The organism is Petrimonas mucosa (genome assembly GCF_900095795.1).
GTDB classification, from domain to species: domain Bacteria; phylum Bacteroidota; class Bacteroidia; order Bacteroidales; family Dysgonomonadaceae; genus Petrimonas; species Petrimonas mucosa.
In genome coordinates, this window is sequence record NZ_LT608328.1 from 998,027 (window position 1) to 1,024,496 (window position 26,470).

Below are 26,470 nucleotides of genomic sequence, written 5' to 3' on the forward strand. Positions count from 1 at the left end.
ATTCTATGACATGCAATTAATCATTAACACGTATGGCACGTATGTTCATGTGAAAGATGAACTATTTGAAGTGTCACTAACGAAGGATGGTGAAAAACAAAAACATCACTTCGCGAGCCAAAAGGTAACATCAATACTGATGAGCAAAGGGGCGGCTCTCAGTACCGATGCTATAATACTGGCCATGAAAAACAATATCGACATCATCGTTTTCGAATACGATGGAATGCCTATCGGTCGCTTTTGGCATAGCAAGCCGGGGAGCACGTCTAAAATCAGGAAACAACAGTTAGAGTCCAGTTTGAACGAAACGGGCGTTTACTGGATAAAAAGCTGGTTGGCTAAAAAATTAGAAAACCAGATTGAGTTCTTGAAGCGACTAAAAAGCCATAGGCCTGCCTCTGCAGAACAGATACAGGAAAAAATCGACCTTATTAATGGCATCAAAATAAAAATCAATGAGCTAAATGGCTCCAAAATTGACAACATAGATGCAAGCCTCCGAGGATTAGAGGGAACATCCGGTCGTGTATATTTCAAGGTTTTAAGTTCCCTATTAACCGAGCGATATCGATTTGAAGGGCGCAATTTTCGCCCGGCAAAGGATCCTTTCAACGCTTTTCTCAATTACGCTTATGGAGTTTTATACAGCCGTGTAGAGAAAGTGCTAGTAATTGCCGGACTTGACCCATACGTCGGGTTCATGCATAGAGATGATTACAACATGAAAAGCATGGTATTCGATTTCATCGAGCCTTACAGGGTTTATGCAGAAGAAGTTGTTTTTAAACTCTTTTCAGCGAAAAAAATCAATGACGCCCACACGAATAAAATAACGAATGGTTATAGTTTGAACGCGGAGGGCAAAAATTTATTGATGCAAGCCTTGTTGCGCTTTTTGGAGGAGGGCAAGATTCGTTACAATGGTAGGAATCAAACAAGGGCTAATGCCATGCAGATGGACGCTCACCAGTTTGCGAACCAATTAATAAAATCATGATTTGCTGGGTTATATACGATATCAAAAAGGACAAGCCGCGCACTAAGATATCCAAAATATGCAAGAGGGCGGGGCTGTACCGGGTACAAAAATCGGTATTTTTAGGAAGCCTGGACGAGAACGAAAAAGACACCCTCGAATTGTCCGTGAGTGAGCTAATAAATGAGGAGACCGACTCTATTTATATCTTCCCGATGAGTAAGAACGAGCTTCGTCAAACTGTTTTGCTCGGCCAGGCTTTTGATAAAAAATTAGTAACTGACGACGTAAAAGCCTTGTTTTTCTGATGTCAATAACACCATCACATATTATAGAATACCTCTACTGTCCCCGGTTCATCTATTACGAACACGTGCTTCGTATCCCACAATTTGAAGACCGGCATTACAAAGTGGAGAAGGGACGGAATCTGCACGACATGAAATTGGAGCGAAACAAGGATTATTTACGTAAAAGAGTTGGGGCGATAGATAAACACATAGACCAGTATTTAACGAATGAGTTGCTCAGGGGCGTTATTGATGAAGTTTTAGTGTTAAATGATGGGACAATGGCTCCTCTTGACTATAAATTTGCTAAATTTGAAGAACGGATTTACAATACATACCGGACCCAATTAGAATGCTATGCGGTATTGATCGAAGACAATTTTCAACGACGTGTCGATAAAGGCTTTTTGGTTTATACACGCTCTACCAACAAACTCGTCGAGGTAGCTATAGGCGAAGGTGCAAAACAAGAGGTACGAAATACTTGTGAAAAAGTGAACGAGATTATTTTCAATAATTTCTACCCGAAGGCAACGAAGTATAAAAAACGGTGTATTGGGTGTACGTATAGAAACATATGCATTAAATAGTGTTCCGGGTACAAGTTTATTTTAATGTATCAAAAAACATGATGTACTTAACTAAAAGTAAAATAATTACATCTTCGGAAATTCTCGAAAAACCCATATTTCTTGCGTTCATTGACATATTGAAATTTGAAAATGACAATCCAAGAAAGGAGCATATTTTACTGAATATCAAAACTATATAAAAACACACGACTTCCAGCGGTACATCCACTACAATAAGGATTGAAACTCTGCTTATCTTTTTGTTCTAAAACTAATCTTACAACTTCCAGCGGTACATCCACTACAATAAGGATTGAAACGCAGGATATCCTAAATGGATTCAGGATATTGCGTACTTCCAGCGGTACATCCACTACAATAAGGATTGAAACCTCAATCAAGGCGAGGCAGAGGATCGCACTGACAGGACTTCCAGCGGTACATCCACTACAATAAGGATTGAAACAACAATAAACATGAGGAGTATTATGGAAACAAAAAACTTCCAGCGGTACATCCACTACAATAAGGATTGAAACTTTAACTTATATTCATAAACTATGCAGCCCTTACGACTTCCAGCGGTACATCCACTACAATAAGGATTGAAACCATCTAAATCTTCACTTTCACACTCTGACACTATTTCTTCCAGCGGTACATCCACTACAATAAGGATTGAAACTTAAATCCTACGGCAAGCAATCCTATAATCGTGACGCTTCCAGCGGTACATCCACTACAATAAGGATTGAAACTGTTCCTCGTTCGCACGTTCGGCGTGGATGTGGCTCTTCCAGCGGTACATCCACTACAATAAGGATTGAAACAAGATTCGTGTTCCATGTTTTGTTTTTTTGTTAAGTCTTCCAGCGGTACATCCACTACAATAAGGATTGAAACCTAACGTAGTCGGATCGACCGAGAAACCGTAGTCCTCTTCCAGCGGTACATCCACTACAATAAGGATTGAAACATCATTACTATAGTGAAACTCTTCCAAATGGAAGATCTTCCAGCGGTACATCCACTACAATAAGGATTGAAACGCAAATAAAGAACAAGCAAGCAAATGGACATGGCAACTTCCAGCGGTACATCCACTACAATAAGGATTGAAACAAGCAACCGGATATGGAGCTCAAAGGCGACAAATGGCTTCCAGCGGTACATCCACTACAATAAGGATTGAAACTTAGCTTCGACTTGCATATCTGTGAGCTTTTGTTCTTCCAGCGGTACATCCACTACAATAAGGATTGAAACATATACCACCGCCCAGTTGATTTAGTGATGGAAATCTTCCAGCGGTACATCCACTACAATAAGGATTGAAACTTAAATACTAATAGATTAAACGAAAATACTAATTTCTTCCAGCGGTACATCCACTACAATAAGGATTGAAACTCCTGACCGAAGATCAGTTGGAGTTTTTCAGGATGACTTCCAGCGGTACATCCACTACAATAAGGATTGAAACAAAAAGGGAACCACGATATCAGGCGGGAGCAGTACACTTCCAGCGGTACATCCACTACAATAAGGATTGAAACACAACAAGAAAACCGTTGACGCCTTTCCTCCGCTGGCTTCCAGCGGTACATCCACTACAATAAGGATTGAAACACAACGAATTCGACCGTTTCGGGTGCATCAATCAGCTTCCAGCGGTACATCCACTACAATAAGGATTGAAACACAAGTCAAGTAATTGATGCGGAAATATTAACTGTACTTCCAGCGGTACATCCACTACAATAAGGATTGAAACTGTAATCCGTATCGTTCAGCTGTTCGGCGTCGAGCTCCTTCCAGCGGTACATCCACTACAATAAGGATTGAAACCAAAGACGATTTCTCCTTCTCCTGGCCTTCCGTAACTCTTCCAGCGGTACATCCACTACAATAAGGATTGAAACTCTCAACGGCGGCCCGGTATGTGTCGCCGTATAGCTCTTCCAGCGGTACATCCACTACAATAAGGATTGAAACCGCGGTTGCGGATGGTGGTCTCGAATTTCCTGTTTACTTCCAGCGGTACATCCACTACAATAAGGATTGAAACATTGATGCGAAGCTACCATTGTAGTGCCTGAGCCGACTTCCAGCGGTACATCCACTACAATAAGGATTGAAACATTAGTTGATAAACATATAGCGCACCGCACAAAATCTTCCAGCGGTACATCCACTACAATAAGGATTGAAACAAAGGTGTTTCGGCACTTGGATACGGTGATAGTGGCCTTCCAGCGGTACATCCACTACAATAAGGATTGAAACTCAAAAGTTTCGCACATTATCTTCTTCCAATAATCACTTCCAGCGGTACATCCACTACAATAAGGATTGAAACCTGGTAAATCATCGTTGTATAGCTCAAGCCATTTAACTTCCAGCGGTACATCCACTACAATAAGGATTGAAACTCGTGAACTCTTTCCTCTGCTCCTCCGTCCAATCATCTTCCAGCGGTACATCCACTACAATAAGGATTGAAACGCTCTCGAACAAGTGCAATAAAACTGTTCGCTTCGCCTTCCAGCGGTACATCCACTACAATAAGGATTGAAACCGAATATTTACAAGAAAGACGGGATAAAAATAACTGCTTCCAGCGGTACATCCACTACAATAAGGATTGAAACCCTAATGCTGTTGATTCGCAGAATGCTTTGTATGACTTCCAGCGGTACATCCACTACAATAAGGATTGAAACTCAGATATGGCTGGATTTCTGCATCAACGCGGAGCCTTCCAGCGGTACATCCACTACAATAAGGATTGAAACTTATCAGATGATTCTTTGTTCGCCACAATTACATTCTTCCAGCGGTACATCCACTACAATAAGGATTGAAACATCGGAATCATATTATGAAAACGAGAGTATGCACGCTTCCAGCGGTACATCCACTACAATAAGGATTGAAACCTTTCTCGATCAGCCTCAACACGCTCGACATGGAGCTTCCAGCGGTACATCCACTACAATAAGGATTGAAACATAACTGGCTCAATTCTGAAACTATTGAGGGTGACAACTTCCAGCGGTACATCCACTACAATAAGGATTGAAACTACATGCAGATATTGATGCATCAAAAGCCGCATGCCTTCCAGCGGTACATCCACTACAATAAGGATTGAAACGAGCAGAGCTCAGACAATACAAGCGACTCGGCTGAACTTCCAGCGGTACATCCACTACAATAAGGATTGAAACAGCAAAAAAGTATATGATATGCTCAACAGGGTTGCAGCTTCCAGCGGTACATCCACTACAATAAGGATTGAAACATTTCGTCTATTTTATATTGCCATGTTTCGGAAAGACTTCCAGCGGTACATCCACTACAATAAGGATTGAAACTAACAACTTTTTAGTTATGGAGGAAAAGTTTAAACCTTCCAGCGGTACATCCACTACAATAAGGATTGAAACTGATGGCTGCCGATTTCGAGGATGCCATCGGTGCAACTTCCAGCGGTACATCCACTACAATAAGGATTGAAACTTTTTGATAAAACTGAATGAGGTTGCATCTGTGATCTTCCAGCGGTACATCCACTACAATAAGGATTGAAACTCATGAATTTGGGGGCGGGCGTTCATATCCTGATAACTTCCAGCGGTACATCCACTACAATAAGGATTGAAACTATTTCCTAAAATATCTGTTGGTTCCATTTGGTCTACTTCCAGCGGTACATCCACTACAATAAGGATTGAAACAAATATCTCTGTCCTCTGCTATTTGCTCCAGCTCAACTTCCAGCGGTACATCCACTACAATAAGGATTGAAACAATCAATCTGAGGCTCTGGAATAGTGATAAAATCATCTTCCAGCGGTACATCCACTACAATAAGGATTGAAACTCAACATACAAGACGAAGATGTTCAGGGATGTTGTCTTCCAGCGGTACATCCACTACAATAAGGATTGAAACTGGCAACCGAGATTCCATATGCACTCATCTACGGGGCCTTCCAGCGGTACATCCACTACAATAAGGATTGAAACAACTTTGTAAAAAATGGCTGATGTAAATGTAAAAGCTTCCAGCGGTACATCCACTACAATAAGGATTGAAACTAATTACCCAATCGACGACACTTCAAATTTATATTCTTCCAGCGGTACATCCACTACAATAAGGATTGAAACATCCCAACCTGACGGTTATACTTCGCCGTTATGTGCTTCCAGCGGTACATCCACTACAATAAGGATTGAAACACAGCACTGTCTATATATTGCGCTGATGCTAGTTTACTTCCAGCGGTACATCCACTACAATAAGGATTGAAACCCGTTATTTCCACCGATCCCTTACCGCACTTCTTCTTCCAGCGGTACATCCACTACAATAAGGATTGAAACTCGAGCCTCTCGAACAGCGACAAGGTGCGAATCAGGCTTCCAGCGGTACATCCACTACAATAAGGATTGAAACATGACACCTGCACCTATAAAGGAGTTTACAGAAAACACTTCCAGCGGTACATCCACTACAATAAGGATTGAAACAAAGCTAACCACGGTTATGAATCTAACCCTAAAACACTTCCAGCGGTACATCCACTACAATAAGGATTGAAACAATCCCCCTCCGTCAACTCCCCGACCTTATGATGGCTTCCAGCGGTACATCCACTACAATAAGGATTGAAACAAGACGAGTTCGGTGCCTGACGGCTCTATTGTGAACTTCCAGCGGTACATCCACTACAATAAGGATTGAAACAAGTGAAGCCTTATATTCACCGCATTACTGAAATCTTCTTCCAGCGGTACATCCACTACAATAAGGATTGAAACAATGGGGTGGGTGGCATGTAGGTGTTCGGAAGAGAACTTCCAGCGGTACATCCACTACAATAAGGATTGAAACCACAGACCGCCCCATGCCTTGTTCGTCTTGTCCCTGCTTCCAGCGGTACATCCACTACAATAAGGATTGAAACGCCTTGCCCCCTGCCTTTCGGTTATCCTGTTCGGCACTTCCAGCGGTACATCCACTACAATAAGGATTGAAACTAGTCTTTTGCTCCAAAAAAGATAATTTCTAATAACTTCCAGCGGTACATCCACTACAATAAGGATTGAAACTAATCAAAATCAGGACACTATGAGTAAAACAGAGCCTTCCAGCGGTACATCCACTACAATAAGGATTGAAACTATTTACCAAGTGGAGAGCTTTCATCTCCAACATGCTTCCAGCGGTACATCCACTACAATAAGGATTGAAACATTGTTCGACTTGTCCGGGCGGTTTTGGGGAGGGTAACTTCCAGCGGTACATCCACTACAATAAGGATTGAAACAACGAGAGGAACACGTTGCCTACATGGAAGCAAGGACTTCCAGCGGTACATCCACTACAATAAGGATTGAAACGATCATCCAGAAGATAAAAGGGGAGGAGCAATTATACTTCCAGCGGTACATCCACTACAATAAGGATTGAAACTGGTGAAATGTCTGGTAAAATTCACAAAGGCGAAAGACTTCCAGCGGTACATCCACTACAATAAGGATTGAAACTGTATTTCAGTCATTTGTGCAATATACAGAAAACACTTCCAGCGGTACATCCACTACAATAAGGATTGAAACCTTATTAAAGTTTTTCTCAAAACGCGCGCCAAAAAACTTCCAGCGGTACATCCACTACAATAAGGATTGAAACAGCCTTTGCATCAGCTACTTATAGTGTTTTGACGTGCTTCCAGCGGTACATCCACTACAATAAGGATTGAAACCACCTGGGCGGTATTATTCCGCCACCTCCGCCCAGGCGCTTCCAGCGGTACATCCACTACAATAAGGATTGAAACTGTCGGTCGCTTACCTCCTCCTTTCTTTCCGAAAACTTCCAGCGGTACATCCACTACAATAAGGATTGAAACAAAAGCAATTTACCGCAAAATTTACACCTGCATTCACTTCCAGCGGTACATCCACTACAATAAGGATTGAAACATTGAGTTTGGATGTCCAGATGTGACATTTGATGAACTTCCAGCGGTACATCCACTACAATAAGGATTGAAACTTGAAAACGAGCTAAAAAACAAACAAAAGCAAGCCCCTTCCAGCGGTACATCCACTACAATAAGGATTGAAACTAAGTAATGGTTTTGAAATGGAAAAAGTATTTACTGCTTCCAGCGGTACATCCACTACAATAAGGATTGAAACATTTTTACGGGTGATTTTTACGGTGAAACAATCACACTTCCAGCGGTACATCCACTACAATAAGGATTGAAACTTTGCCCTGTGCATTATTTGGGGTATATTTTTAACGCTTCCAGCGGTACATCCACTACAATAAGGATTGAAACCCATCTATGGTAACAAGTTTGACAACCCAGATACGTTCTTCCAGCGGTACATCCACTACAATAAGGATTGAAACAAGCGACCGCAGCACCCAAAAAAACCATTTACATAGCTTCCAGCGGTACATCCACTACAATAAGGATTGAAACCAACAAAAATGGGGACTTAAGTCTGTATGCTTTTCTTCTTCCAGCGGTACATCCACTACAATAAGGATTGAAACAAAAGGCCTTCTGGAGAGCCGAACGGTTGGGGTATAACTTCCAGCGGTACATCCACTACAATAAGGATTGAAACACCCTGTATAAATTCTATAAGTGCGCAGGATGAGACTTCCAGCGGTACATCCACTACAATAAGGATTGAAACTAAAGGCTATTGAACTGGCACAAAAAAAAGCCTATACTTCCAGCGGTACATCCACTACAATAAGGATTGAAACTTACACCATCAATGTTTTCGCGAGACTGTTCATTTCTTCCAGCGGTACATCCACTACAATAAGGATTGAAACACGCCGATCCCGAGGGCTTGACAGACGACGAAATTACTTCCAGCGGTACATCCACTACAATAAGGATTGAAACAATTTTTAACGTATCGTAATAAGGAATAAAACCGTACTTCCAGCGGTACATCCACTACAATAAGGATTGAAACTTAGCCGCAACTTGCATATCTGTTAGTTTTTGTTGTCTTCCAGCGGTACATCCACTACAATAAGGATTGAAACATCCTGAATTCTATTGTTCTCATAACTGTATGTTTTACTTCCAGCGGTACATCCACTACAATAAGGATTGAAACCGCACAGCTTAAGGAGGACAGCGGGTTCGAGACTATCTTCCAGCGGTACATCCACTACAATAAGGATTGAAACAAGCGACCGCGCCGACGAAAAAAACTATTTACATACTTCCAGCGGTACATCCACTACAATAAGGATTGAAACTCCAATAAGGATAATTTTTGCATCTCGGTTAACTCCTTCCAGCGGTACATCCACTACAATAAGGATTGAAACATCAACTGCACTTGGGAATATCTTAACGAGAAACACTTCCAGCGGTACATCCACTACAATAAGGATTGAAACTTCCTACATCAGCAGAATCAGGGAAGAATACGAACGGCTTCCAGCGGTACATCCACTACAATAAGGATTGAAACTTGATAAGGTGAGCCACAACAGGTGAAACAGAAACGCTTCCAGCGGTACATCCACTACAATAAGGATTGAAACACTGCGCGGGGGAGTTCGGGTTGTCCAGTCCGGTGACTTCCAGCGGTACATCCACTACAATAAGGATTGAAACGCAAATTACCCCGCTTCTGACTGGACTACCAACGCACTTCCAGCGGTACATCCACTACAATAAGGATTGAAACTACTTATAGTTTTCTGAAGTCCCTTCTCAATTACTCTTCCAGCGGTACATCCACTACAATAAGGATTGAAACCACCCCACTGCTGAATAAGTATATGGGGCAATATGCTTCCAGCGGTACATCCACTACAATAAGGATTGAAACTGCGTAATTATTTCCGATAACAACGTAATCAAATCTTCCAGCGGTACATCCACTACAATAAGGATTGAAACATAGATTTTACTGGTGGATATCTTTCAGTGCACGACTTCCAGCGGTACATCCACTACAATAAGGATTGAAACTAAACAAATGGTCAAATTGGTGGATACTTAATCCAACTTCCAGCGGTACATCCACTACAATAAGGATTGAAACATAAAACAAAATATATCAGTACTGACCGATTAAAAAATGAAGATAAAATAGGGACTTAACCGAAGTCTCGTCCCTAAGTTGTAAATTTGGATTGTCAAAAACTAAATTTCCAACCATGGGCAAAGTTAGCGAAAATAAATTTGTCGGTCAGCCGATCTTAAGACAAATAGTGAATATTCTCCCGAGGGAAAAGTTTGATGAGCTGGTAATAAGGCTCGGCAGTGATAAATATTACAAGGCGTTTTTTTCTTGGGATCAATTGATCGTGATGCTCTTTGGCATTTTTTCCCGTTGCGATTCGATGGGTGAAGTCTGTGACGGCATGCGTGCCTTGGGTGGTAAGTTGAATTACCTGGGCATGGAGAGTTCGCCTGCAAAAAGTACTGCCGGAGATGCATTGCGTGACAGGGACGAGGAACTGTTCCGTCTGTTCTACTTTGCACTGATAGCCCATTTTTCCCCGCTTTTGTCGGTCAGCTGCAAAAAAAGTGCCGGAAGCAGGGTGTCAGTTTCGAGGAGTTCTATGCCTTTGATTCGAGTACGGTGACGCTGTTTTCCGACGTGATGAAAGGCGTGGGCCGGAACCCTAAAGGCGACGGGAAAAAGAAAGGCGGCCTGAAAGTCCACATGCTGACCGACGTCCATGCTGACACGCCGCGATTCGTGAAGATAAGCGAGGCGAAAATGCACGACAAGAACTTCTTGCAATACCTGAATTTAAGTGAAGGCAGCATGGTGGTCTTCGACAAGGCATACAATTACTACCTGCAGTTCGCCAAATGGACGCGACAAGGCGTGAATTTCGTTTGTCGGCTGAAAGACAATGCAAGGTACGAGGTTCAGGAAGTCCTTCACGAGAAGAAGCTGGAAAAAGGGGAACATGCCGTTTACAAGGTGAAACATATCCACGTTCAATATATCGAGAAGGTCGAGACGGGGACCGAAGGCAAGAAAAAAAGGAAGAAAGTCAGACAGACGAGGACATTATGCCTTCGTTTAGTTTGGTACAGGGATGAACAGGGGCGTAAATACAAGTTCATCACCAATAATTGGGAAATAACAGACGAGGAAGTTGCCTTGATTTATAAAAATAGGTGGTCTATCGAAACGGGATTCAAAAAATTGAAGCAAAACTTCCAACTCACCTATTTTTATTCCGACACTGAAAACGGGATAAAGACCCAAGTATGGTGTACCCTGATCGCGTATTTGCTTTTACAGGTGATTCAGACCAAGTCGGAAAGCGAAAAGGCGTTTTCAACCATAGCCGCGTTGTTGAGGATGCATTTGATAAGCCATCTGGATTTGACGTGGGTGGTGACCGAAGGCAGGCGCACTTATCCCAGACGACTGAAAAGTCGCAATAAAAGTCCCACGGCCGCCCAATTATCACTGTTTTGAGGGGGGGACACTTTTTGGAAATGAAAGACAAGAGTTGTAATGATCTACTTGTCAAGTGTTTAAAAATAAGAACCGATTGATTTTGATTTTAGTCGGTTGATAGTGAAAAATTATTTGTGTTTCCGGGTAAGCCATTCGAGTGAGAAATTAAGGAATACCAGATTCATTCCAGGTTCTCCCTCTTCAATATATGCGCCTATCGTTCCATCTTGCAATACGGTAAGGGCGGAGTAGGCAGAAGCGCCTGAGCAGATTGTTTTGCCATCGGGCCATGTTTCGCCTTCATCGTAGCTTACGAAGACCGAAACATTGCGGCGCAGTTTTTCATCAAACGGGATAGAGTGTAACAATATGTTTTTCCCGGTACCGTTCTTTTCCATCGAATAGCGGATCATATCTCCGTTGCAGCCGGGTTCTTTCAGATCGTCCCATTGCTGTACAGGGGCCCAGGTGATACCATTGTCGGTAGACCGGGTGTAATACCGGCTCCCCTTGTGCTTGTTTCTGATGCTCATCAGAATGGTCCCGTCTGCCAGTTCAACTACTTTTGCTTCGTCGCCACCTTCCATTGCTCTTTGCGAGACGTGCCACGTGACGCCCTCGTCGTCGGAATAGAAAAGGTAGTTGTTGAGCGAGTAATCGTCGCCCTCACGCACGGCAGCTACCACCATCACCCTGCCAGATGAGGTTTGGATGGCATGTCCCGATGCACAGAATGAGGCCATCCATTTTTTGCGTATGGGATCGGAGCATCCGGCACCGTATAGCTGGTCGGTAATATCGCGGGGTGAAGTCCAGTTGATGCCGTTATCGACACTTTCGCACACATAGGTACGGAGCAGTGAGTCGGGTCGCGATTGCCACAATCCGTTCATTCCCCCAAAGAGGCAGAGAAGCTTGCCGTTGTCGAGTCTGACAAGAGCGGCATCACCGTATCCCTTGCCGTATCCTTTGCCCTCGGCAATGGTGACCGGTTCGCTCCACGTTTTACCGTTATCGGTGCTGCGGCGGATAACCACGTCGATATCCTGCGGCAGATCCCACAGATTCTCCTTGCGCTTGTCGGTTGCCGTGACGAGAGAACCATCTTCGGCAGTAATGATGGCCGGGATCCGGTAAAAGTTGGAATTGTAGTCGCCGGGAGCAAATAACAGCCTGCGGGCCAGCAGGATCTCCCTGCCCTTTGCCGGTTCCGGTTCATATTCGAACCTTTTGTTCTTGTTGTACCCGACGGAGGTAAGTGAAACGGCAACCCTATTTCCTTCGGTTGCATCATCGGCAATGTCGGCAGTCACCCAAAGATAATTTCTGCCCGGCTTCAGATCGCCGGAGAGAGCTATTTTCGTTTTCTTTTTCGATAAGGATCCTTTTCCAAGCAGGAGAGCGTCGTGAAGGGTCCTTGTGTCGAGCGTGTCGAGCTGACCGGTGTAATAGACCTTGATTGCTTTCACGTCGGAACGCTGTGTGGCTGCATCTTTGATCAGCGTGATATCCTTCAGGGAGATGGTGTCGTTCTCGTTCAGGTCGATCATCAGGGCGAGCAGCAGCTCATTTTGGTTGCCCCGTCCGGTATATTCGCTATTTTCTGTCGTTTTCGCACCTGCAATTTCAGTAGTGGGGGCAGGAGTGCGATTGCATCCTGCTATGCTGCACATCAGTGATGTCGCAATCAGGATGACGGATACTCTTATGCTGTTTTCTTTTCTCATCATTAATAAAGGGTCTATTGTTTATTTCAATACTTCGGTAAATATTCAATTAACCAATTAAAATTCAATGATTTACATAACATAGTTTAACATAAAAAAGATGGTTAAGTAGCTGATTATCAGTATCTTTATAGCTGATCAAAACCTAATAAAGATGGATAGAACCAGCATACTTAACCAATATAAAGGTATCTGTAGTGATGTTCTTGGTGAACTAACTACGAAGTTAAACAAAAGTTTCAAATCATTCCTTATGGAGACGCTTATTTTGTATCTGGTCATTCCCGGCAGGATTAATTTCCTACAATTGGGGAGATATGGCAAGTCGTGTGAACAGCGATTTCGCCAGAACTTCTCGAAGGATTTTGATTGGCTGGAGTTTAACTTGTCTTTGTCTGATAGGGTATTAACCGGAGATCGCAAGGCAATTGCCATTGATCCCAGTTATATATCCAAATCAGGAAAGAATACCCCTTGGATTGGTTACTTCTGGTCGGGTGCAGCCGGTCAGGCGAAAAGAGGATTGGAAATCCTGGGAGTGGGCCTTATAGACGTCGACAACAAGGATTGCATCAGTCTACAGGCCGTTCAGACTCCGGACCGTCAAACCCTGGAGAGTCGTGATGCCAACCTGATTGACTGGTACCTGCTGGTCATTAAATCGATGCGGGAGAAACTCCATCGGGCAAGCCGTCACGTGGTTGCCGATGCCTACTTCGCAAAGAACAACTTCGTTACGGGTCTGCAAGAGATGAAGTTTGATCTGGTCAGCCGCTTCAGGGATGACGCCGCACTTTATTATCCAACACTGCAGAAACCGACAGGCAAGAAAGGCAGGCCTAAACTCTACGACGGAAAGATTGACATGGCCAACCTGGATACAACCAGAGTGCAAAAGATCAATATTGATAACGGTGATCTCTACACCTTGATAGCCTATTCCAAATCATTTAAACAGATGGTCAGGCTTGTCATCTGGTATTCCAAGGATGGGAAAAAACCAAAACTGTTCTTCTCTACCAATCCTGAGATGAGTGGAAAAGATGTTATAGAATTTTACCGCACCCGTTTTCAGATCGAGTTTTGCTTCAGGGATGCCAAAGGCTTCACAGGACTGATGCAATCGCAGGCAAGGGACGTAGCAAAGCTATCGTTCAACTTTAATGTATCTCTTACCTCGGTCAACCTGGCAAAGGTGCTGGCAAGGGAAAGAGGTATTCCTTTTTCGATGGCATCATGTAAAACGATGATACACAATGCCTACTTGCTTGAACGATTTATTTGCGTGTCCGGCATTAAACCGAACAGAAGATTAAATGATAAACTTGTCAAGGAACTCATTGAGTTTGCAGCAAGTGCTGCTTGACTCCAAACTATATTTTTAACGAACTATTGTTATTTAGTTGTTGCGGTTTCTTTAATCTTCTCCATCGTTTTCCATACCTGGTACAGACCGCGGGGAACGTGAAAGCACCCTTTCCATTTTCCCCCTTTCAGGTCGAGCAGCACCTCACCCTTGCGGTTGAGATATCCCCACCATTCCGGGTATTCAGGATCTTTGAAGTGATTCCAGGTGTAATCGTGCAGAGTGTTGAACCACTCGAGACACTCTTTCGATCCGGTGAGCTGGTAGCCTTTGATAAGCGAAATGAGCGTTTCGATATGGACCCACCAGAGTTTTTGATCCCACTCCAGTTGTTGGGGAGGAGATCCCTTTCGGTCCATAAAATAGAAGATTCCGCCATACTGCTTGTCCCAACCGTACTCAACCATTTTAACTGTTGTCTCTACCGCCTTCTGGATGAGTTGTGGACGGTTGAGTCGCTGGCCCAGATCCATGATGAACCACATCGCTTCGATGGCATGTCCCGGATTGATCAATCTTCCGTCGAAGGTGTCGGAGAGCGAACCGTCCTCATTGACATTCTCCACGATGATTCCACCCAGTTCGGGACGTAAAAAGATCTCCATGACCTCATGGATGCACTCGTTGATCGTTCTGTTTAGGAAGTCGGGTTCGAGCAGGTGCTCTATCTCGAGTGAGAGGTTGCAGAGAATCATGGGCAGGGAGAACGACTTCAGGCTGCGTGTTCCGGTAATGGCCTTGTTCCACTCGCCTTTGGGATTGTACCGTTTGGAAAGTATTATTTCGAAGGTTTTTTTTGCAATTTCCGCATATTCTGCCTGGCCGGTTGCTCTGCTCAGCTGGCCGAACGCCATTGTGGCAAACGTATAGGAGAAGATATTGTAGGGTACGGTTAATGGTTTTCCTTCACGTGTAAGCGAGAAGTACCAGTTCAGGTTGCCGTCGTGACCATGTTTTTTGAGAAATTCTCCTCCCTGCAGGGCGCAATTGAGCCATTCCTCCCGTTTCTCCACATTGTTATATAACATGGAGAACATCCAGACCTGGCGACCCTGTAACCATACAAATTTGTCTGTGTCGAAGATATTTCCTGCCCGATCCAGGCAAGTGAAGTAACCACCGAACTGATGATCTTGTGATTTTTCAAGCCAAAAAGGGAGCACGTTTTCCAGCAGTTCGCTCCTGTATTGCTCTATTGCCTTACTGGCATCTATGATGTGCGGGGGTTGGGTGACTCTTTTTTCCATCTCTTCTCTCTGCATCCTGTTTTATCCTTTTGGATATAAATAAAGAACAATTAATTAATATATGGCGCAAAGAAAATAAAAAGAAACTTGAAAAACAAATTTATTAATAAAATAATTTAATAAATATGTTGCAAAACATAATATTGAATCAAAATATATGTTTTTTATGTAGTTATTTAATAAAGGTGAGTTGTTTTAATGAATCAATCTTCCCCACATCGATACTCTTGACGCCCGCCGGAGCATAACCGGCTATCGGGCAATATTTGCAGATTGTCAGATAGAAATCGATAATGGAGAACCTCTCGGGAAACTCCTCCATGTATTTGAGGATTGAAGGGTGAAGGATATGGATACCGGAGAATGCCAGCTTTTTACAGGCATCTCTCTGCAGTTCAGGGAACGGTGATTTAATCTCTCCTGTCGCCTCATTCAGCCAGCCGGTCAGTCTGTTCTCCCGGTCGAAAAGGAGATAGCGCGACGTCTTCCGTTCACTTACCAGCAGTGTGGCCAGGGAGTGGCTGTCGGCATGAAAGCGGTAGAACTGCAACAAGTCTACATCCGAGAGGATGTCCACATTGTGAATGAGAAACGGCTTGCCGTCGTCGAAAAACCAGGAGGCTCTTTTTATGCCACCCCCGGTGTCGAGAAGTGCCTGGCTCTCGTCTGAAAATTCGATACGGATGTCGAAACGGCTGTTTTCCTCAATATATTGCCTGATCTGGTCGGCAAAATGGTGTACGTTAATGATGATCTCGTCAACACCTGCACCCTTCAGCTTTTGTATGGCGTGCCACAGGAGTGGTTTTCCCGCTACGGGAACCAGGGCCTTCGGCATGGTGTCCGTCAGTGGTTTCAACCGTGTGCCCAGGCCGGCAGCAAAAATCATCGCTTTCATGTTGAATCTGGAATAGTGATTTCTACCCCCTTTTACCGGCGGTTGAATTCCTGTTCGATATTCTGTTCCCGATGAACCAGCAATACGTTGACGCCGAACTTTTTCGCGATATGTTCTGCCGTCTTCTGAGCTGCGTAGACCGACCGGTGTTGTCCTCCGGTACAGCCGAACGAGACCATCAGGTTGGTGAAATTCCGTTCCATGTATCGCTTCACGTGGCTGTCGACCAGCGGATAGATATTATCCAGGAAGCGTACAATTTCGCCATCCTCCTCCAGAAACCTGATCACCTCCTCGTCCAGCCCCGTGAAACTGTTGAACCTTTCATATTTTCCGGGATTGTTGATTGCACGGCAATCGAACACATAACCGCCTCCATTGCCCGATGCGTCGTCGGGTATCCCTTTCTTGTAGGCAAAACTGAAGACACGAACCAGCAGTTCACGTTTTTGCGTATCGGCAAACTGTTTCAGGTTGATCATTTCGTTCAGTACCTTTGAGAGATAGGGATACTCCTCGAAGCCATCCCTGAGGAGCATGCGGAGGTTGTTGAGCGCATACGGGATGCTCTGAATAAAGTGTGGCTTCTTCTCGAAGTACCCCCGGAACCCGTATGCCCCTAGAACCTGTAATGTGCGGAACAGTACGAACAACCTGAGTTTTTTTGCAAATATGGTTTCATCTACCGCCCTGTATTTGCGGAGTGAAGCGATATAGGTCGCGATGAGTTCGTTGCGCAACTCCTCTGGAAAATTGGCTTTTGCCTGCCACAGGAATGATGCCACGTCATAATAGACCGGTCCTTTTCTTCCCCCCTGATAATCTATGAAATAGGGGGTGTTATTCAGGAGCATCACGTTGCGCGACTGAAAATCGCGATATAGAAATGTATCAGCCCCATCCTCGAGCAGCTGTTGCGCCATCTTGTCAAAATCATCCTCCAGCAACTCCTCCTGAAACTCCATTCCGGTAGTCTTCAGGAAATTGTACTTGAAGTAGTTCAAATCCCAGTAGACCGAGCGGCGATTGAACTCGGCCTGAGGATAACAGATGCTGAAGTCGAGTCCACGGGCGCCAAGTACCTGGAAATCGGCCAGCATGGCGATGGTTCTGTGGAGAAGCTCCTTCTCCTCGGTACTGAAAACGCCAGTTGTCCTGCCTGCTTTCAGGGCGTCGAAGAGTACCAGGTCGCCCAGATCCTCCTGGATATAGAATAGCTCATCGTTTGAAACGGCCACTACCCGGGGGGTATTCAGCCCTTGCTGGTGGAAATGGTGCGAGAGGCCGATAAAGGCATGATTCTCCTCTCTCGATTGTCCGTGTACCCCGATGACCGATACTTCCTCCTGCTTCAGTCGGTAGTACCTCCGGTTAGATCCCGACGAGGGGAGTGACTCGATGTGCGGAGCAGACTTTCCGGTATACTCCTTGAACAGTCTTACCAATTCTTTCATACGGATGAGGTTAGTTTTCTAGTTCGTTTAGCCATAGGTTTACCACGGCATCGCTAGGCATCCGCCAGTCACCCCGTGGCGATAGGTTGACGGAGCCCACCTTGGGACCGTCCGGCATACAGGAGCGTTTGAACTGCTGGGCAAAAAAGCGTTTATAGAACACCTTCAGCCATTTCAATATCTCTTCCGGAGGATAGAGGTGGGCAAAAGCCTGTTGTGCAATGAAACGGATCCGTCGGGGGGAGTCCCCGTAACGCAACATCCGGTGCAGGAAGAAGTCGTGCAGTTCGTAGGGTCCGATGAAATGTTCAGTCTTCTGGGAGATCTTTCCCTCGTTGTCTGCCGGCAGCAGTTCCGGACTGAAGGGTGTATCGAGAATATCCAGCAGAATCTTCCGGGCTTGCTCCTCCATCTCCGTATGGGCTATCCAGCGGACGAGAGAGGCAACCAACGTTTTGGGCACGCTCGCATTGACGGCATACATCGACATCTGATCGCCGTTATAGGTGGCCCAGCCCAAGGCCAGTTCCGAGAGGTTGCCGGTTCCTACCACCAGTCCCCCCGTCTTGTTGGCATAGTCCATCAGTATCTGTGTCCGTTCCCTGGCCTGTGCATTCTCGTAGGTGATGTCGTGAAGGTTGATCTCGTGTCCGATATCTTCAAGGTGCCGGGTAACGGCATCAACTATGGATATCTCCTTCGCGGTTACGCCTACTCTCCTCATCAGTTCCAGGGCATTGTTGTATGTCCTTCCTGTGGTGCCGAAGCCGGGCATGGTGATTCCGGTGATGTTTTTCCTGGGCAGGTCGAGCAGATCGAATGTCTTGACGGCAACCAGTAGTGCCAGAGTCGAGTCGAGACCTCCCGAAATGCCGATGGTGACTCTCTCCGTTCCGGTGTGGTGTAACCGCTTGGCAAGTCCCATCGTCTGGATGTTGAAGACTTCGCCCAGGTATTCAGCTTCATTCTCCGGATGAGGAATAAAGGGATGGGGATTGAACTGTCGGTGCATCTTCTCCGCCACAACCGGTTCCATTGCACAATCGATAACCTGGACCGACTCCTCCCGCGGAGGATTGAAATTGCTGTTTCTCAGTCTGTCACTCCTGAGGACCGATATGTCGATATCGGCGATGACCATCTCATTCTCCTGTGAGAAACGTCTCCCCTCGGCAAGAAGCCTGGCGTTTTCAGCGATGATTGTGGCACCGGAAAAGACCAGGTCGGTGGAAGATTCTCCGCACCCGGAGGATGCATAGACGTATGCCGCATTGCAACGGCCAGACTGCTGCAGAATAAGCGATTTCCTGTAGGCATTCTTGCCTACCAGCTCGTTGCTTGCCGAGAGGTTGAAGATGACCTCGGCACCCTGCATGGATAGTTTTGAAGAGGGGGGAACAGGCATCCAGAGATCCTCGCAGATCTCTACACCGAATAGGGCGAATGGTGTCCTGAAGATCGCTCCACCGGAGAGAACAGGTACTCTCCGGTTGCAGATTTCGGTAGATGACACTGTAAGGTCGCCGCTTCCCGCAAACCACCGTTTCTCGTAATACTCGTTATTGTTGGGGATATATGTTTTGGGGACAATGCCCAGCACTCCCTCGTTAGAGAGAACAGCAGCCACGTTGTACAAGCGATTTCCCAACAACAATGGCAGTCCCACTATGGCAATCATCGACGGTTTGCTTCTCATGAAGCCGGTCAGCTCCGCCAGGGACTCGACGGCTTTCTGCTGCAGTGCAGTCTGCAGAAAGAGATCGCCACATGTATATGCGGTGATAGATAGCTCGGGAAAAGCGATGAACTGTACCTGTTCCGACTCGGCCCTGTCGATCATCGACTTGATTTCCGAAATGTTGTAATCGCAGTCTGCCACCCGTACCTTGGGAGATGCTGCCGCTACCCTGATAAAACCGTACTTGTTGATATGCATTGTCGTTGCCCGTTTAGGTTGTAGGAGATACAAATTTAGCTATTTTTTGCGAAATAGGTCAAAGCCACCTCAGATTAAGGAGGTGATTTTCAGAATTTCTGGAAACCGCTCCATCAGCTCTTGCATGGAGTGAAAAACCAGTTTTGCGCCGGCATCGGTGAGGATATTGTCGCTGAGCGGTCCGGTGTTGACACAGATGGTAAAAATGCCGGCACTGGTTGCTGCCTCGGTTCCCAACGGGGCGTTTTCGACGACCAGGGCCTGGTTGGGGCTGAGGTTCCCCCCCTTCTGCAGACCCATCAGAAACGGTTCGGGATGCGGTTTCCCTATCTTTACATCAAAAGCGGTAACCATCGTCTCTGGAGTGAAGATGCCGGGGAAGTCCTGATCGAGCCTGTCGAGCAGCGACGGCTGTCCCGACCCGGTCACCAGTACCGGTTTCAATCCGCTCGACTTGACGAAATTGAGAATCTCCCTTGCACCGGGTATTGTCTCCCCCGTGTTGTATTTTACGAACAGCTCGCTTTTCCTTTCATAGATTCTCCGGATCTCTTCTTCCGTTGCATCCCTGCCAAAATTCCGCTGGAAGATGATATGGATCGTGGATGCTCCGGTCCTCCCTTCATGGAGATAGAACTCTTCGGAATCGGTCCTCAATCCGAGTTCCTCTATCGTCTGCCGCCACGACCGTGCATGGGCGGGCATGGAATTGTAGAGTACGCCATCCATGTCGAACAGGATCGCCTTCAGTTCAAAACCGGTATAATTATTTGCTTTCAGGTAGTCTTGGAATTGCTCTTTCATATAATTAAAAAAGGTTCTATATGAAATACTGTGGGTAGTCAAATTTGAGTTTGCCACAGGTAAAGTAAATCATGTTAATAAAATTCCGGGAGTTTCTATAACCCCTTGCTCTTTTTTTAGCCAATTGAATTTTTGAGTTTATTCCTTCGAGTATGCCATTTGAGATTTTACTCTTTATATATCTCACAATGCCTCTCCAGTGGGCTTTAATGGTATTTACCAATCGGATAAAAGGTTGTATTTTAGATTCCATGGCAAAGTCACACCAAAAGGCCAAATAGCTTTCTGCTTCTTCCGTGTCCTTTATCTGCCAAAAGTCCTCAAACATTTCTTTAAGCCAATATCCCTGCCCTAGCTTTGGATACATCTCGAGTAGTATATCCTTCTCTGTTTGTAGTTTGTCGCTCAATTTCTTTTTCAGAAAAGTATACTTATGTCCTTTCAGCAGCTCATTTCCTGTTCGTTCTAATTTACGGAGTTCATCCATCGCCTTATTGACCTCTTTTACCACGTGAAACTTATCAAATGTTATTTGACTCTCTGGAAGATACGCTGTGCAACCCGCGATAAAAGAGGGTGACATATCTATACAAACATCTTCGATTTGAGTGGTATCTACATGTTTGCTTTCTAAATACTTTACGCTCTCTTCGATACAATCAGAACCTTTGCCCTGACAGGCGTAAAGTACACGCCGTTCGTTCAAATCGACCAAATGTGTGATGTAGTTATGCCCCTTCTTCTGTGAAGTTTCATCAAAACCGATTTGAGTTAAGTTTTCAGGGATATCTTTTTTATGTGCACGTTCTACCCAATAATTGAAAATTCCCCAGATACGTTGTGCGTAAACCTTTAACGTGGAAGCAACGCTGCTTACAGGCATTTCTTTCTCTATCAGCAACATAGAGAACGCTTCAAACAATAAAGTGAAACCACTTCCTTTTCGTGCCCAAGGTACACTTTGAACCTCCGTCTTGCCGTCAGATTGTTTTACCCGGGGTATGCGCGCATGCAAATAGCAGCGATACTGGAAAAAATTCAGATGTTGCCATGTATGATCGCTACTGTCATAAGCTGTATAATAAGCTCCGTCGGGCATTAAAAACTTTGAGCCTCGCTCAAAGTCTATGTGGATATCCAACTGTGATATGCTTGGATCAATATCTATTTTGGTAATGATCCACGGTTTTTCCAAACCTAATGCTAAAGTGAAAAGTGCTATTGAATTCATTCCACAAAGTTAATTCAATTTTAATTTACCCATACAATATCATATAGAACCTTAAAAAATCGCAGGACCACCAAAGAGCAGTCGAGCGATTTTAAGTTTTTTAAAGGTGGTAATTTATAATCTTTTTTTTATCGCCTGGGTCTCTGCTTCGTAGCCCGGTTTCTCAAGCAGTGCAAACATGTTGCGCTTGTAGGCCTCCACGCCGGGCTGGTTGAACGGATTGACGTCGAGCATATAGCCGCTGATGCCGCAAGCCTTCTCGAAGAAGTAGATAAGCTGTCCGATGTAGTATTCCGAAAGTTTGGGAATCTCAATCAGGATATTGGGTACACCTCCATCGACATGAGCGATCAGCGTGCCCAGTTCCGCCATCTTGTTCACTTCGTCCACCCGTTTCCCTTTCAGGTAGTTAAGTCCATCCAGATCGGTGTCATCCTGCGGTATGGTGACGTGAGCCTTTGGCTCCTTTACCGACAGGACCGTCTCGAAGATGGTCCGTTCCCCCTCCTGGATCCATTGACCCATCGAGTGGAGGTCGGTGGTGAAATCGACAGCGGCGGGGAAAATTCCTTTTCCATCCTTACCTTCGCTTTCACCATAGAGCTGTTTCCACCATTCTGCAAAATAGTGCAGTTTCGGATTGTAGTTGGCCAGGATCTCAATTTTCTTGCCTCTCCTGTAAAGCTCGTTGCGGATGGCCGCATAGATGGCAGGGAGATTAACTTCGAACGGAGTGTCGGCACCACAGGCCTTCTCCATTTCGGTGGCTCCCTTGTTCAACTCCCGGATATTTATACCTGCCACGGCGATGGGCAACAAGCCTACAGGGGTAAGTACCGAATAGCGTCCGCCTACATCGTCGGGAATGACAAAAGTCTTGTAGCCTTCGGTGGTAGCCAGCGTACGCAGGGCTCCTTTTGATGCGTCGGTGATGGCTACGATCCGCTTGCGGGCCTCCTCCCCGCCTACCTTGGCAACCAGCAGGTCTTTAAGGAGACGGAAGGCAATGGCCGGTTCAGTTGTGGTTCCCGATTTGGATATGTTGATAATTCCGAATTGACGTTTTTCGAGGTAACTGGTGAGCTCATGCAGATAATCTTCGCCGATATTGTTCCCTGCATAGAGGATGACCGGATCTTTCCGTTCGTGCTGCAACCAGTCGAAAGAACTGGAGAGGACATCGATAACGGCTTTTGCTCCCAGGTAACTCCCTCCGATGCCCACCACTACTACGGCCTCACAGCGTGAGCGAAGCGCCGTTGCGGTATCTTCGATATCCCGGATAAGATCCTCGGTGACCGAAGAGGGAAGGTTTACCCAACCCAGAAAGTCGTTTCCTGCCCGTGTCCCGTCGTGCAGGGCCCTGTTGGCGGCAGTTGCGTTGTCTGCCTGTTGCAGGATCTCCTTCTCGGAGACAAAATCATACACATGATTAATGACTAGTTTTATTCTGTCCATATTCACTATGTTGTTAAAATTTCTTGATCAACTCGTCGATAGCAGTCTGTGGACGAAGCTTTTCGTAAAGGATTTCGTAGGCTGTTTGAGCAATGGGTATATCCACCTTGAAGTGGTTGTTCATCTCATGGATACACTTGGCGCCATAATAACCCTCGGCAATCATCTCCATCTCCAGTTGTGCCGTTTTCACTGAATATCCTTTTCCGATCATCGTCCCCAGTGTACGGTTCCGGCTGAACTGCGAATAGCCGGTCACCAGCATGTCTCCAAGATAGTGCTGTTCGCAGATGGATCTCTCCATAGGGGCGATGGCATCGAGAAGGGTCTTCATCTCCTTGGCGCAATGGGTCATCAAGACAGCCTGGAAGTTGTCGCCGTACTGCAATCCTGAACATACGCCGGCGATGATGGCATAGATGTTTTTCAGGACGGCAGCCAGCTCGATACCTACCACATCGTCCGAAACGGAGGTGTTTAAAATGCGGGAGCGTATCGCATCGGAAAGCAGCTTGGCCCTTGTGGTGTCATAGCTGGCAACGGTCAGGAAAGAGAGCCGTTCGAGTGCAACCTCCTCGGCATGGCAGGGACCCGAAATCACCCCTATATACTCCTGGGGAATCTTGAAACTGCTCATCAGGTATTCGCTGACAACGATGTTGTCGTTCGGAATCATCCCTTTGACGGCCGAGACCACAAACTTACCCTTCAATGTGCTGCTCAGCCATATTTTTCGCATGTACTGTTTTACATAGGGCGAGGGGATGGCAATGATGATGGTGTCGGAGTCCTTGATCGCCTTTTCGATGTTTGAATAGAAGGTGATCTGGGCCAGGTTGAACTTTACGTTTGTCAGGTAGCTGGGGTTGCGGCCGAGCTTGTAGAAGCCCTCGATCTGGTCGTCGCGTCGAATGAACCAATTGATGTGTTTTTCATTCATCAACACGATCTTTGCCAGAGCCGTTGCCCAGGTGCCGCCGCCAAGAATAGCGATTTTTCCGAGTGAACTCATTGTGCGTTAGGTGATACGGTTTTTTTTGCATTCTCCACCCAGGACTTAACCTCTTCAACCGTAGGATTGTTCAGTTCCATCTTGAATTTTTTGTTCAATCCGCAAATCTCCTGGTGTAACTTGTTGGGATTTGCCTCTATCAGGCTTTTAACTTCATTGTAGCCCGCTTTCTGCAATACGGCAACCCAAGCTTCCGGTATTCCGGCTTCGGCATACTTTGCCGGTGAATCTTTTTTTGCCTTTTTCTCAGGACGCATCTGCGGGAAAAGGAGTACCTCCTGGATGGTGGTCTGCCCGGTCAGCAACATCGTAAGCCTGTCCATGCCAATACCCATTCCGGCAGTGGGAGGCATACCATACTCCAGCGCACGAAGGAAGTCCTGATCGATGAACATCGCCTCGTCGTCACCTTTTTCCGACAGCCGGAGTTGCTCTTCGAACCGTTCACGCTGGTCGATTGGATCGTTCAACTCGGAATAGGCATTTGCCAGCTCCTTGCCGTTCACCATCAGTTCAAACCTTTCGGTGAGCTCGGGATTGTTACGGTGTCGCTTGCAGAGCGGCGACATCTCAATGGGATAGTCGATGATAAATGTCGGCTGGATATAATTCCCTTCGCACTTCTCGCCGAAAATTTCATCGATCAGTTTCCCTTTCCCCATAGAGTCGTCAACTTCGATGTTGAGCTCCTTGCATACTTCGCGGAGCTGCGTCTCGTCCATTCCGGTAATATCGATTCCGGTATGCTCCTTGATAGCATCGATCATGGTGATGCGCGGGTAGGGTGCCTTGAAGTCGATCTCCCGGTCGCCGATGGTTACCTTTGTGGTGCCCAACACTTTTGTGGCGATCTGTTCCAACATCTGCTCGGTAAACTCCATCATCCACCGGTAATCCTTGTAGGAGACGTAGATCTCCATGACGGTAAATTCAGGATTGTGCGTGCGGTCCATTCCCTCGTTGCGGAAATCGCGCGCAAACTCGTAGACACCTTCAAATCCGCCTACGATCAGACGTTTCAGATAGAGCTCATTGGCAATACGTAGATAGAGGTCGATATCGAGGGCATTGTGGTGCGTGATGAACGGACGGGCTGCAGCTCCACCCGGGATGCTCTGCAGGACCGGGGTGTCTACCTCCAGGTAGCCGAACTGGTTGATGAACTCGCGCATGGCGTTGAAGATACGGGTCCGCTTGATGAAGATCTCCTTCACTTCATCATTAACCACCAGGTCGACATAACGTTGACGGTAACGGAGTTCGGGATCGCTGAACTTGTCGTATGCCACGCCATTCTTCATCTTCACTACGGGAAGCGGTCTCAATGATTTGGAGAGCACTGTCAATGTCTGGGCATGCACGGAGATCTCGCCCATCTGGGTGCGGAAGACAAACCCGGTGATGCCGATGAAGTCGCCTATATCGAGCAGTTTCTTGAAAACAGTATTGTAGAGCTCCTTGTCTTCTCCGGGACAGATATCGTCGCGGGTGATATAGACCTGGATTCTTCCTTTTGAATCTTGCAATTCGATGAAGGAGGCCTTGCCCATGATACGGCGCCCCATGATGCGGCCGGCAATACTTACCGGACGTTTCTCTTCATCATTAAATTCTTCTTTTATATCTGTGGAATAGGCGTTTACTTCGTAAATCGCCGCGGGGTAGGGATCAATTCCTAATTCTCTTAATTCGTTTAAACTTTGTCTGCGGATCAGCTCCTGTTCACTAAGCTCTAAATGATGCATCTTGTTTTATTTTTTCGAGTTTCGCAAAAACTCCACAAAAGTACAAAATATATCGTATACTTTCCAGTTGAAGCTCTTTTTTTCGATAAATTCCGGGATGAAAAATTTGATTTTCAGCAGATTTTCCTTTTTCTTGACAGGGAGATAAACATTGATCTGACCGGGCTTTGCAGGCATAGGCAACAGATTCCGGCTGAGGTGAAACTATTCAGTTTCATTTCAGTAAATTACCTTTGTAAAATTTCATTAATTCGAATGA

Annotated in this window: 16 protein-coding genes and 1 CRISPR repeat array; of the genes, 6 read left to right on the plus strand and 10 right to left on the minus strand. The window is 45.7% G+C overall.

The genetic code is table 11. The annotated features are described in order from the left end of the window. Positions 1-10: 10 nt before the first annotated feature. The 5 genes from cas1 to ING2E5A_RS03985 all read left to right on the plus strand — a co-directional run bounded on the left by cas1 (position 11) and on the right by ING2E5A_RS03985 (position 11,351). On the plus strand, positions 11-1,000 hold the full coding sequence (cas1, locus tag ING2E5A_RS03965) for a CRISPR-associated endonuclease Cas1 (RefSeq protein ID WP_071136291.1): 990 nt from the start codon (positions 11-13) through the stop codon (positions 998-1,000). Further along, complete coding sequence (gene cas2, locus ING2E5A_RS03970; RefSeq protein WP_071136292.1) at positions 997-1,287, plus strand: CRISPR-associated endonuclease Cas2; 291 nt, start codon at positions 997-999, stop codon at positions 1,285-1,287. Before cas1 ends, cas2 begins: the two co-directional genes overlap by 4 nt. Next, positions 1,287-1,859: a CRISPR-associated protein Cas4 gene (gene cas4 / locus ING2E5A_RS03975; protein WP_071136293.1), complete on the plus strand. Its 573-nt coding sequence runs from the start codon at positions 1,287-1,289 to the stop codon at positions 1,857-1,859. The genes cas2 and cas4 overlap by 1 nt, the downstream gene beginning before the upstream one ends. 192 nt (positions 1,860-2,051) lie before the next feature. Further along, a CRISPR array of direct repeats spans positions 2,052-9,950; the repeat unit is 37 nt; unit sequence CTTCCAGCGGTACATCCACTACAATAAGGATTGAAAC. A gap of 115 nt (positions 9,951-10,065) precedes the next feature. Further along, positions 10,066-10,497, plus strand: a complete 432-nt coding sequence (locus tag ING2E5A_RS03980; protein ID WP_071136294.1) for a DUF4372 domain-containing protein — start codon at positions 10,066-10,068, stop codon at positions 10,495-10,497. Next, positions 10,494-11,351 carry an IS4 family transposase gene (locus ING2E5A_RS03985; protein ID WP_071136295.1) on the plus strand — a complete coding sequence of 286 codons (858 nt, stop codon included), beginning with the start codon at positions 10,494-10,496 and terminating at the stop codon, positions 11,349-11,351. The genes ING2E5A_RS03980 and ING2E5A_RS03985 overlap by 4 nt, the downstream gene beginning before the upstream one ends. A 110-nt stretch (positions 11,352-11,461) precedes the next feature. Here the strand turns inward: ING2E5A_RS03985 and ING2E5A_RS03990 are convergent, their stop codons facing one another. Beyond that, positions 11,462-13,063, minus strand: coding sequence for a sialidase family protein (locus tag ING2E5A_RS03990; RefSeq protein ID WP_071136296.1), 1,602 nt, complete (start codon positions 13,061-13,063; stop codon positions 11,462-11,464). 151 nt (positions 13,064-13,214) lie between these two features. Between ING2E5A_RS03990 and ING2E5A_RS03995 the strand changes: the two genes are divergently transcribed. Then, on the plus strand, positions 13,215-14,426 hold the full coding sequence (locus tag ING2E5A_RS03995) for a transposase (protein WP_071136297.1): 1,212 nt from the start codon (positions 13,215-13,217) through the stop codon (positions 14,424-14,426). A 29-nt stretch (positions 14,427-14,455) separates the two neighbouring features. Here the strand turns inward: ING2E5A_RS03995 and ING2E5A_RS04000 are convergent, their stop codons facing one another. From ING2E5A_RS04000 to lysS, 9 genes are all read right to left on the minus strand, one after another. Further along, a complete protein-coding gene (locus ING2E5A_RS04000) occupies positions 14,456-15,673 on the minus strand; it encodes an AGE family epimerase/isomerase (protein WP_154670101.1) in 1,218 nt (405 codons plus the stop codon). Between the two features lie 172 nt (positions 15,674-15,845). Further along, the gene (locus tag ING2E5A_RS04005) at positions 15,846-16,571 is read right to left on the minus strand and encodes a nucleotidyltransferase family protein (protein WP_071136298.1); all 726 of its coding nucleotides are present in this window, start codon (positions 16,569-16,571) and stop codon (positions 15,846-15,848) included. A gap of 32 nt (positions 16,572-16,603) precedes the next feature. Continuing rightward, complete coding sequence (locus tag ING2E5A_RS04010) at positions 16,604-18,031, minus strand: RapZ C-terminal domain-containing protein (RefSeq protein WP_092032518.1); 1,428 nt, start codon at positions 18,029-18,031, stop codon at positions 16,604-16,606. 4 nt (positions 18,032-18,035) lie between these two features. Continuing rightward, the gene (locus ING2E5A_RS04015; protein WP_071136300.1) at positions 18,036-19,961 is read right to left on the minus strand and encodes an NAD(+) synthase; all 1,926 of its coding nucleotides are present in this window, start codon (positions 19,959-19,961) and stop codon (positions 18,036-18,038) included. Positions 19,962-20,030: 69 nt separating this feature from the next. Continuing rightward, a complete protein-coding gene (locus ING2E5A_RS04020; RefSeq protein WP_071136301.1) occupies positions 20,031-20,765 on the minus strand; it encodes an HAD family hydrolase in 735 nt (244 codons plus the stop codon). Between the two features lie 16 nt (positions 20,766-20,781). Continuing rightward, a complete protein-coding gene (locus ING2E5A_RS04025; protein ID WP_071135804.1) occupies positions 20,782-21,996 on the minus strand; it encodes an ISL3 family transposase in 1,215 nt (404 codons plus the stop codon). 114 nt (positions 21,997-22,110) lie between these two features. Continuing rightward, positions 22,111-23,454, minus strand: a complete 1,344-nt coding sequence (locus tag ING2E5A_RS04030) for a glucose-6-phosphate isomerase (protein WP_071136302.1) — start codon at positions 23,452-23,454, stop codon at positions 22,111-22,113. Positions 23,455-23,467: 13 nt separating this feature from the next. After that, positions 23,468-24,466, minus strand: coding sequence for an NAD(P)H-dependent glycerol-3-phosphate dehydrogenase (locus tag ING2E5A_RS04035; RefSeq protein WP_071136303.1), 999 nt, complete (start codon positions 24,464-24,466; stop codon positions 23,468-23,470). Further along, positions 24,463-26,211, minus strand: coding sequence for a lysine--tRNA ligase (lysS, locus tag ING2E5A_RS04040; protein ID WP_071136304.1), 1,749 nt, complete (start codon positions 26,209-26,211; stop codon positions 24,463-24,465). Before lysS ends, ING2E5A_RS04035 begins: the two co-directional genes overlap by 4 nt. Between the last annotated feature and the right edge of the window lie 259 nt (positions 26,212-26,470).

Bases quoted from the DNA above. Each gene is read 5' to 3' on its own strand.
- ING2E5A_RS04035 (WP_071136303.1), bottom strand. From the start codon at position 24,466: ATGAGTTCACTCGGAAAAATCGCTATTCTTGGCGGCGGCACCTGGGCA.
- ING2E5A_RS04025 (WP_071135804.1), bottom strand. From the start codon at position 21,996: ATGAATTCAATAGCACTTTTCACTTTAGCATTAGGTTTGGAAAAACCG.
- ING2E5A_RS04000 (WP_154670101.1), bottom strand. From the start codon at position 15,673: ATGGAAAAAAGAGTCACCCAACCCCCGCACATCATAGATGCCAGTAAG.
- cas4 (WP_071136293.1), top strand. From the start codon at position 1,287: ATGTCAATAACACCATCACATATTATAGAATACCTCTACTGTCCCCGG.
- cas1 (WP_071136291.1), top strand. From the start codon at position 11: ATGCAATTAATCATTAACACGTATGGCACGTATGTTCATGTGAAAGAT.
- ING2E5A_RS04020 (WP_071136301.1), bottom strand. From the start codon at position 20,765: ATGAAAGAGCAATTCCAAGACTACCTGAAAGCAAATAATTATACCGGT.
- cas2 (WP_071136292.1), top strand. From the start codon at position 997: ATGATTTGCTGGGTTATATACGATATCAAAAAGGACAAGCCGCGCACT.
- ING2E5A_RS04015 (WP_071136300.1), bottom strand. From the start codon at position 19,961: ATGCATATCAACAAGTACGGTTTTATCAGGGTAGCGGCAGCATCTCCC.
- lysS (WP_071136304.1), bottom strand. From the start codon at position 26,211: ATGCATCATTTAGAGCTTAGTGAACAGGAGCTGATCCGCAGACAAAGT.
- ING2E5A_RS03995 (WP_071136297.1), top strand. From the start codon at position 13,215: ATGGATAGAACCAGCATACTTAACCAATATAAAGGTATCTGTAGTGAT.
- ING2E5A_RS04005 (WP_071136298.1), bottom strand. From the start codon at position 16,571: ATGAAAGCGATGATTTTTGCTGCCGGCCTGGGCACACGGTTGAAACCA.
- ING2E5A_RS03980 (WP_071136294.1), top strand. From the start codon at position 10,066: ATGGGCAAAGTTAGCGAAAATAAATTTGTCGGTCAGCCGATCTTAAGA.
- ING2E5A_RS03990 (WP_071136296.1), bottom strand. From the start codon at position 13,063: ATGATGAGAAAAGAAAACAGCATAAGAGTATCCGTCATCCTGATTGCG.
- ING2E5A_RS04030 (WP_071136302.1), bottom strand. From the start codon at position 23,454: ATGGACAGAATAAAACTAGTCATTAATCATGTGTATGATTTTGTCTCC.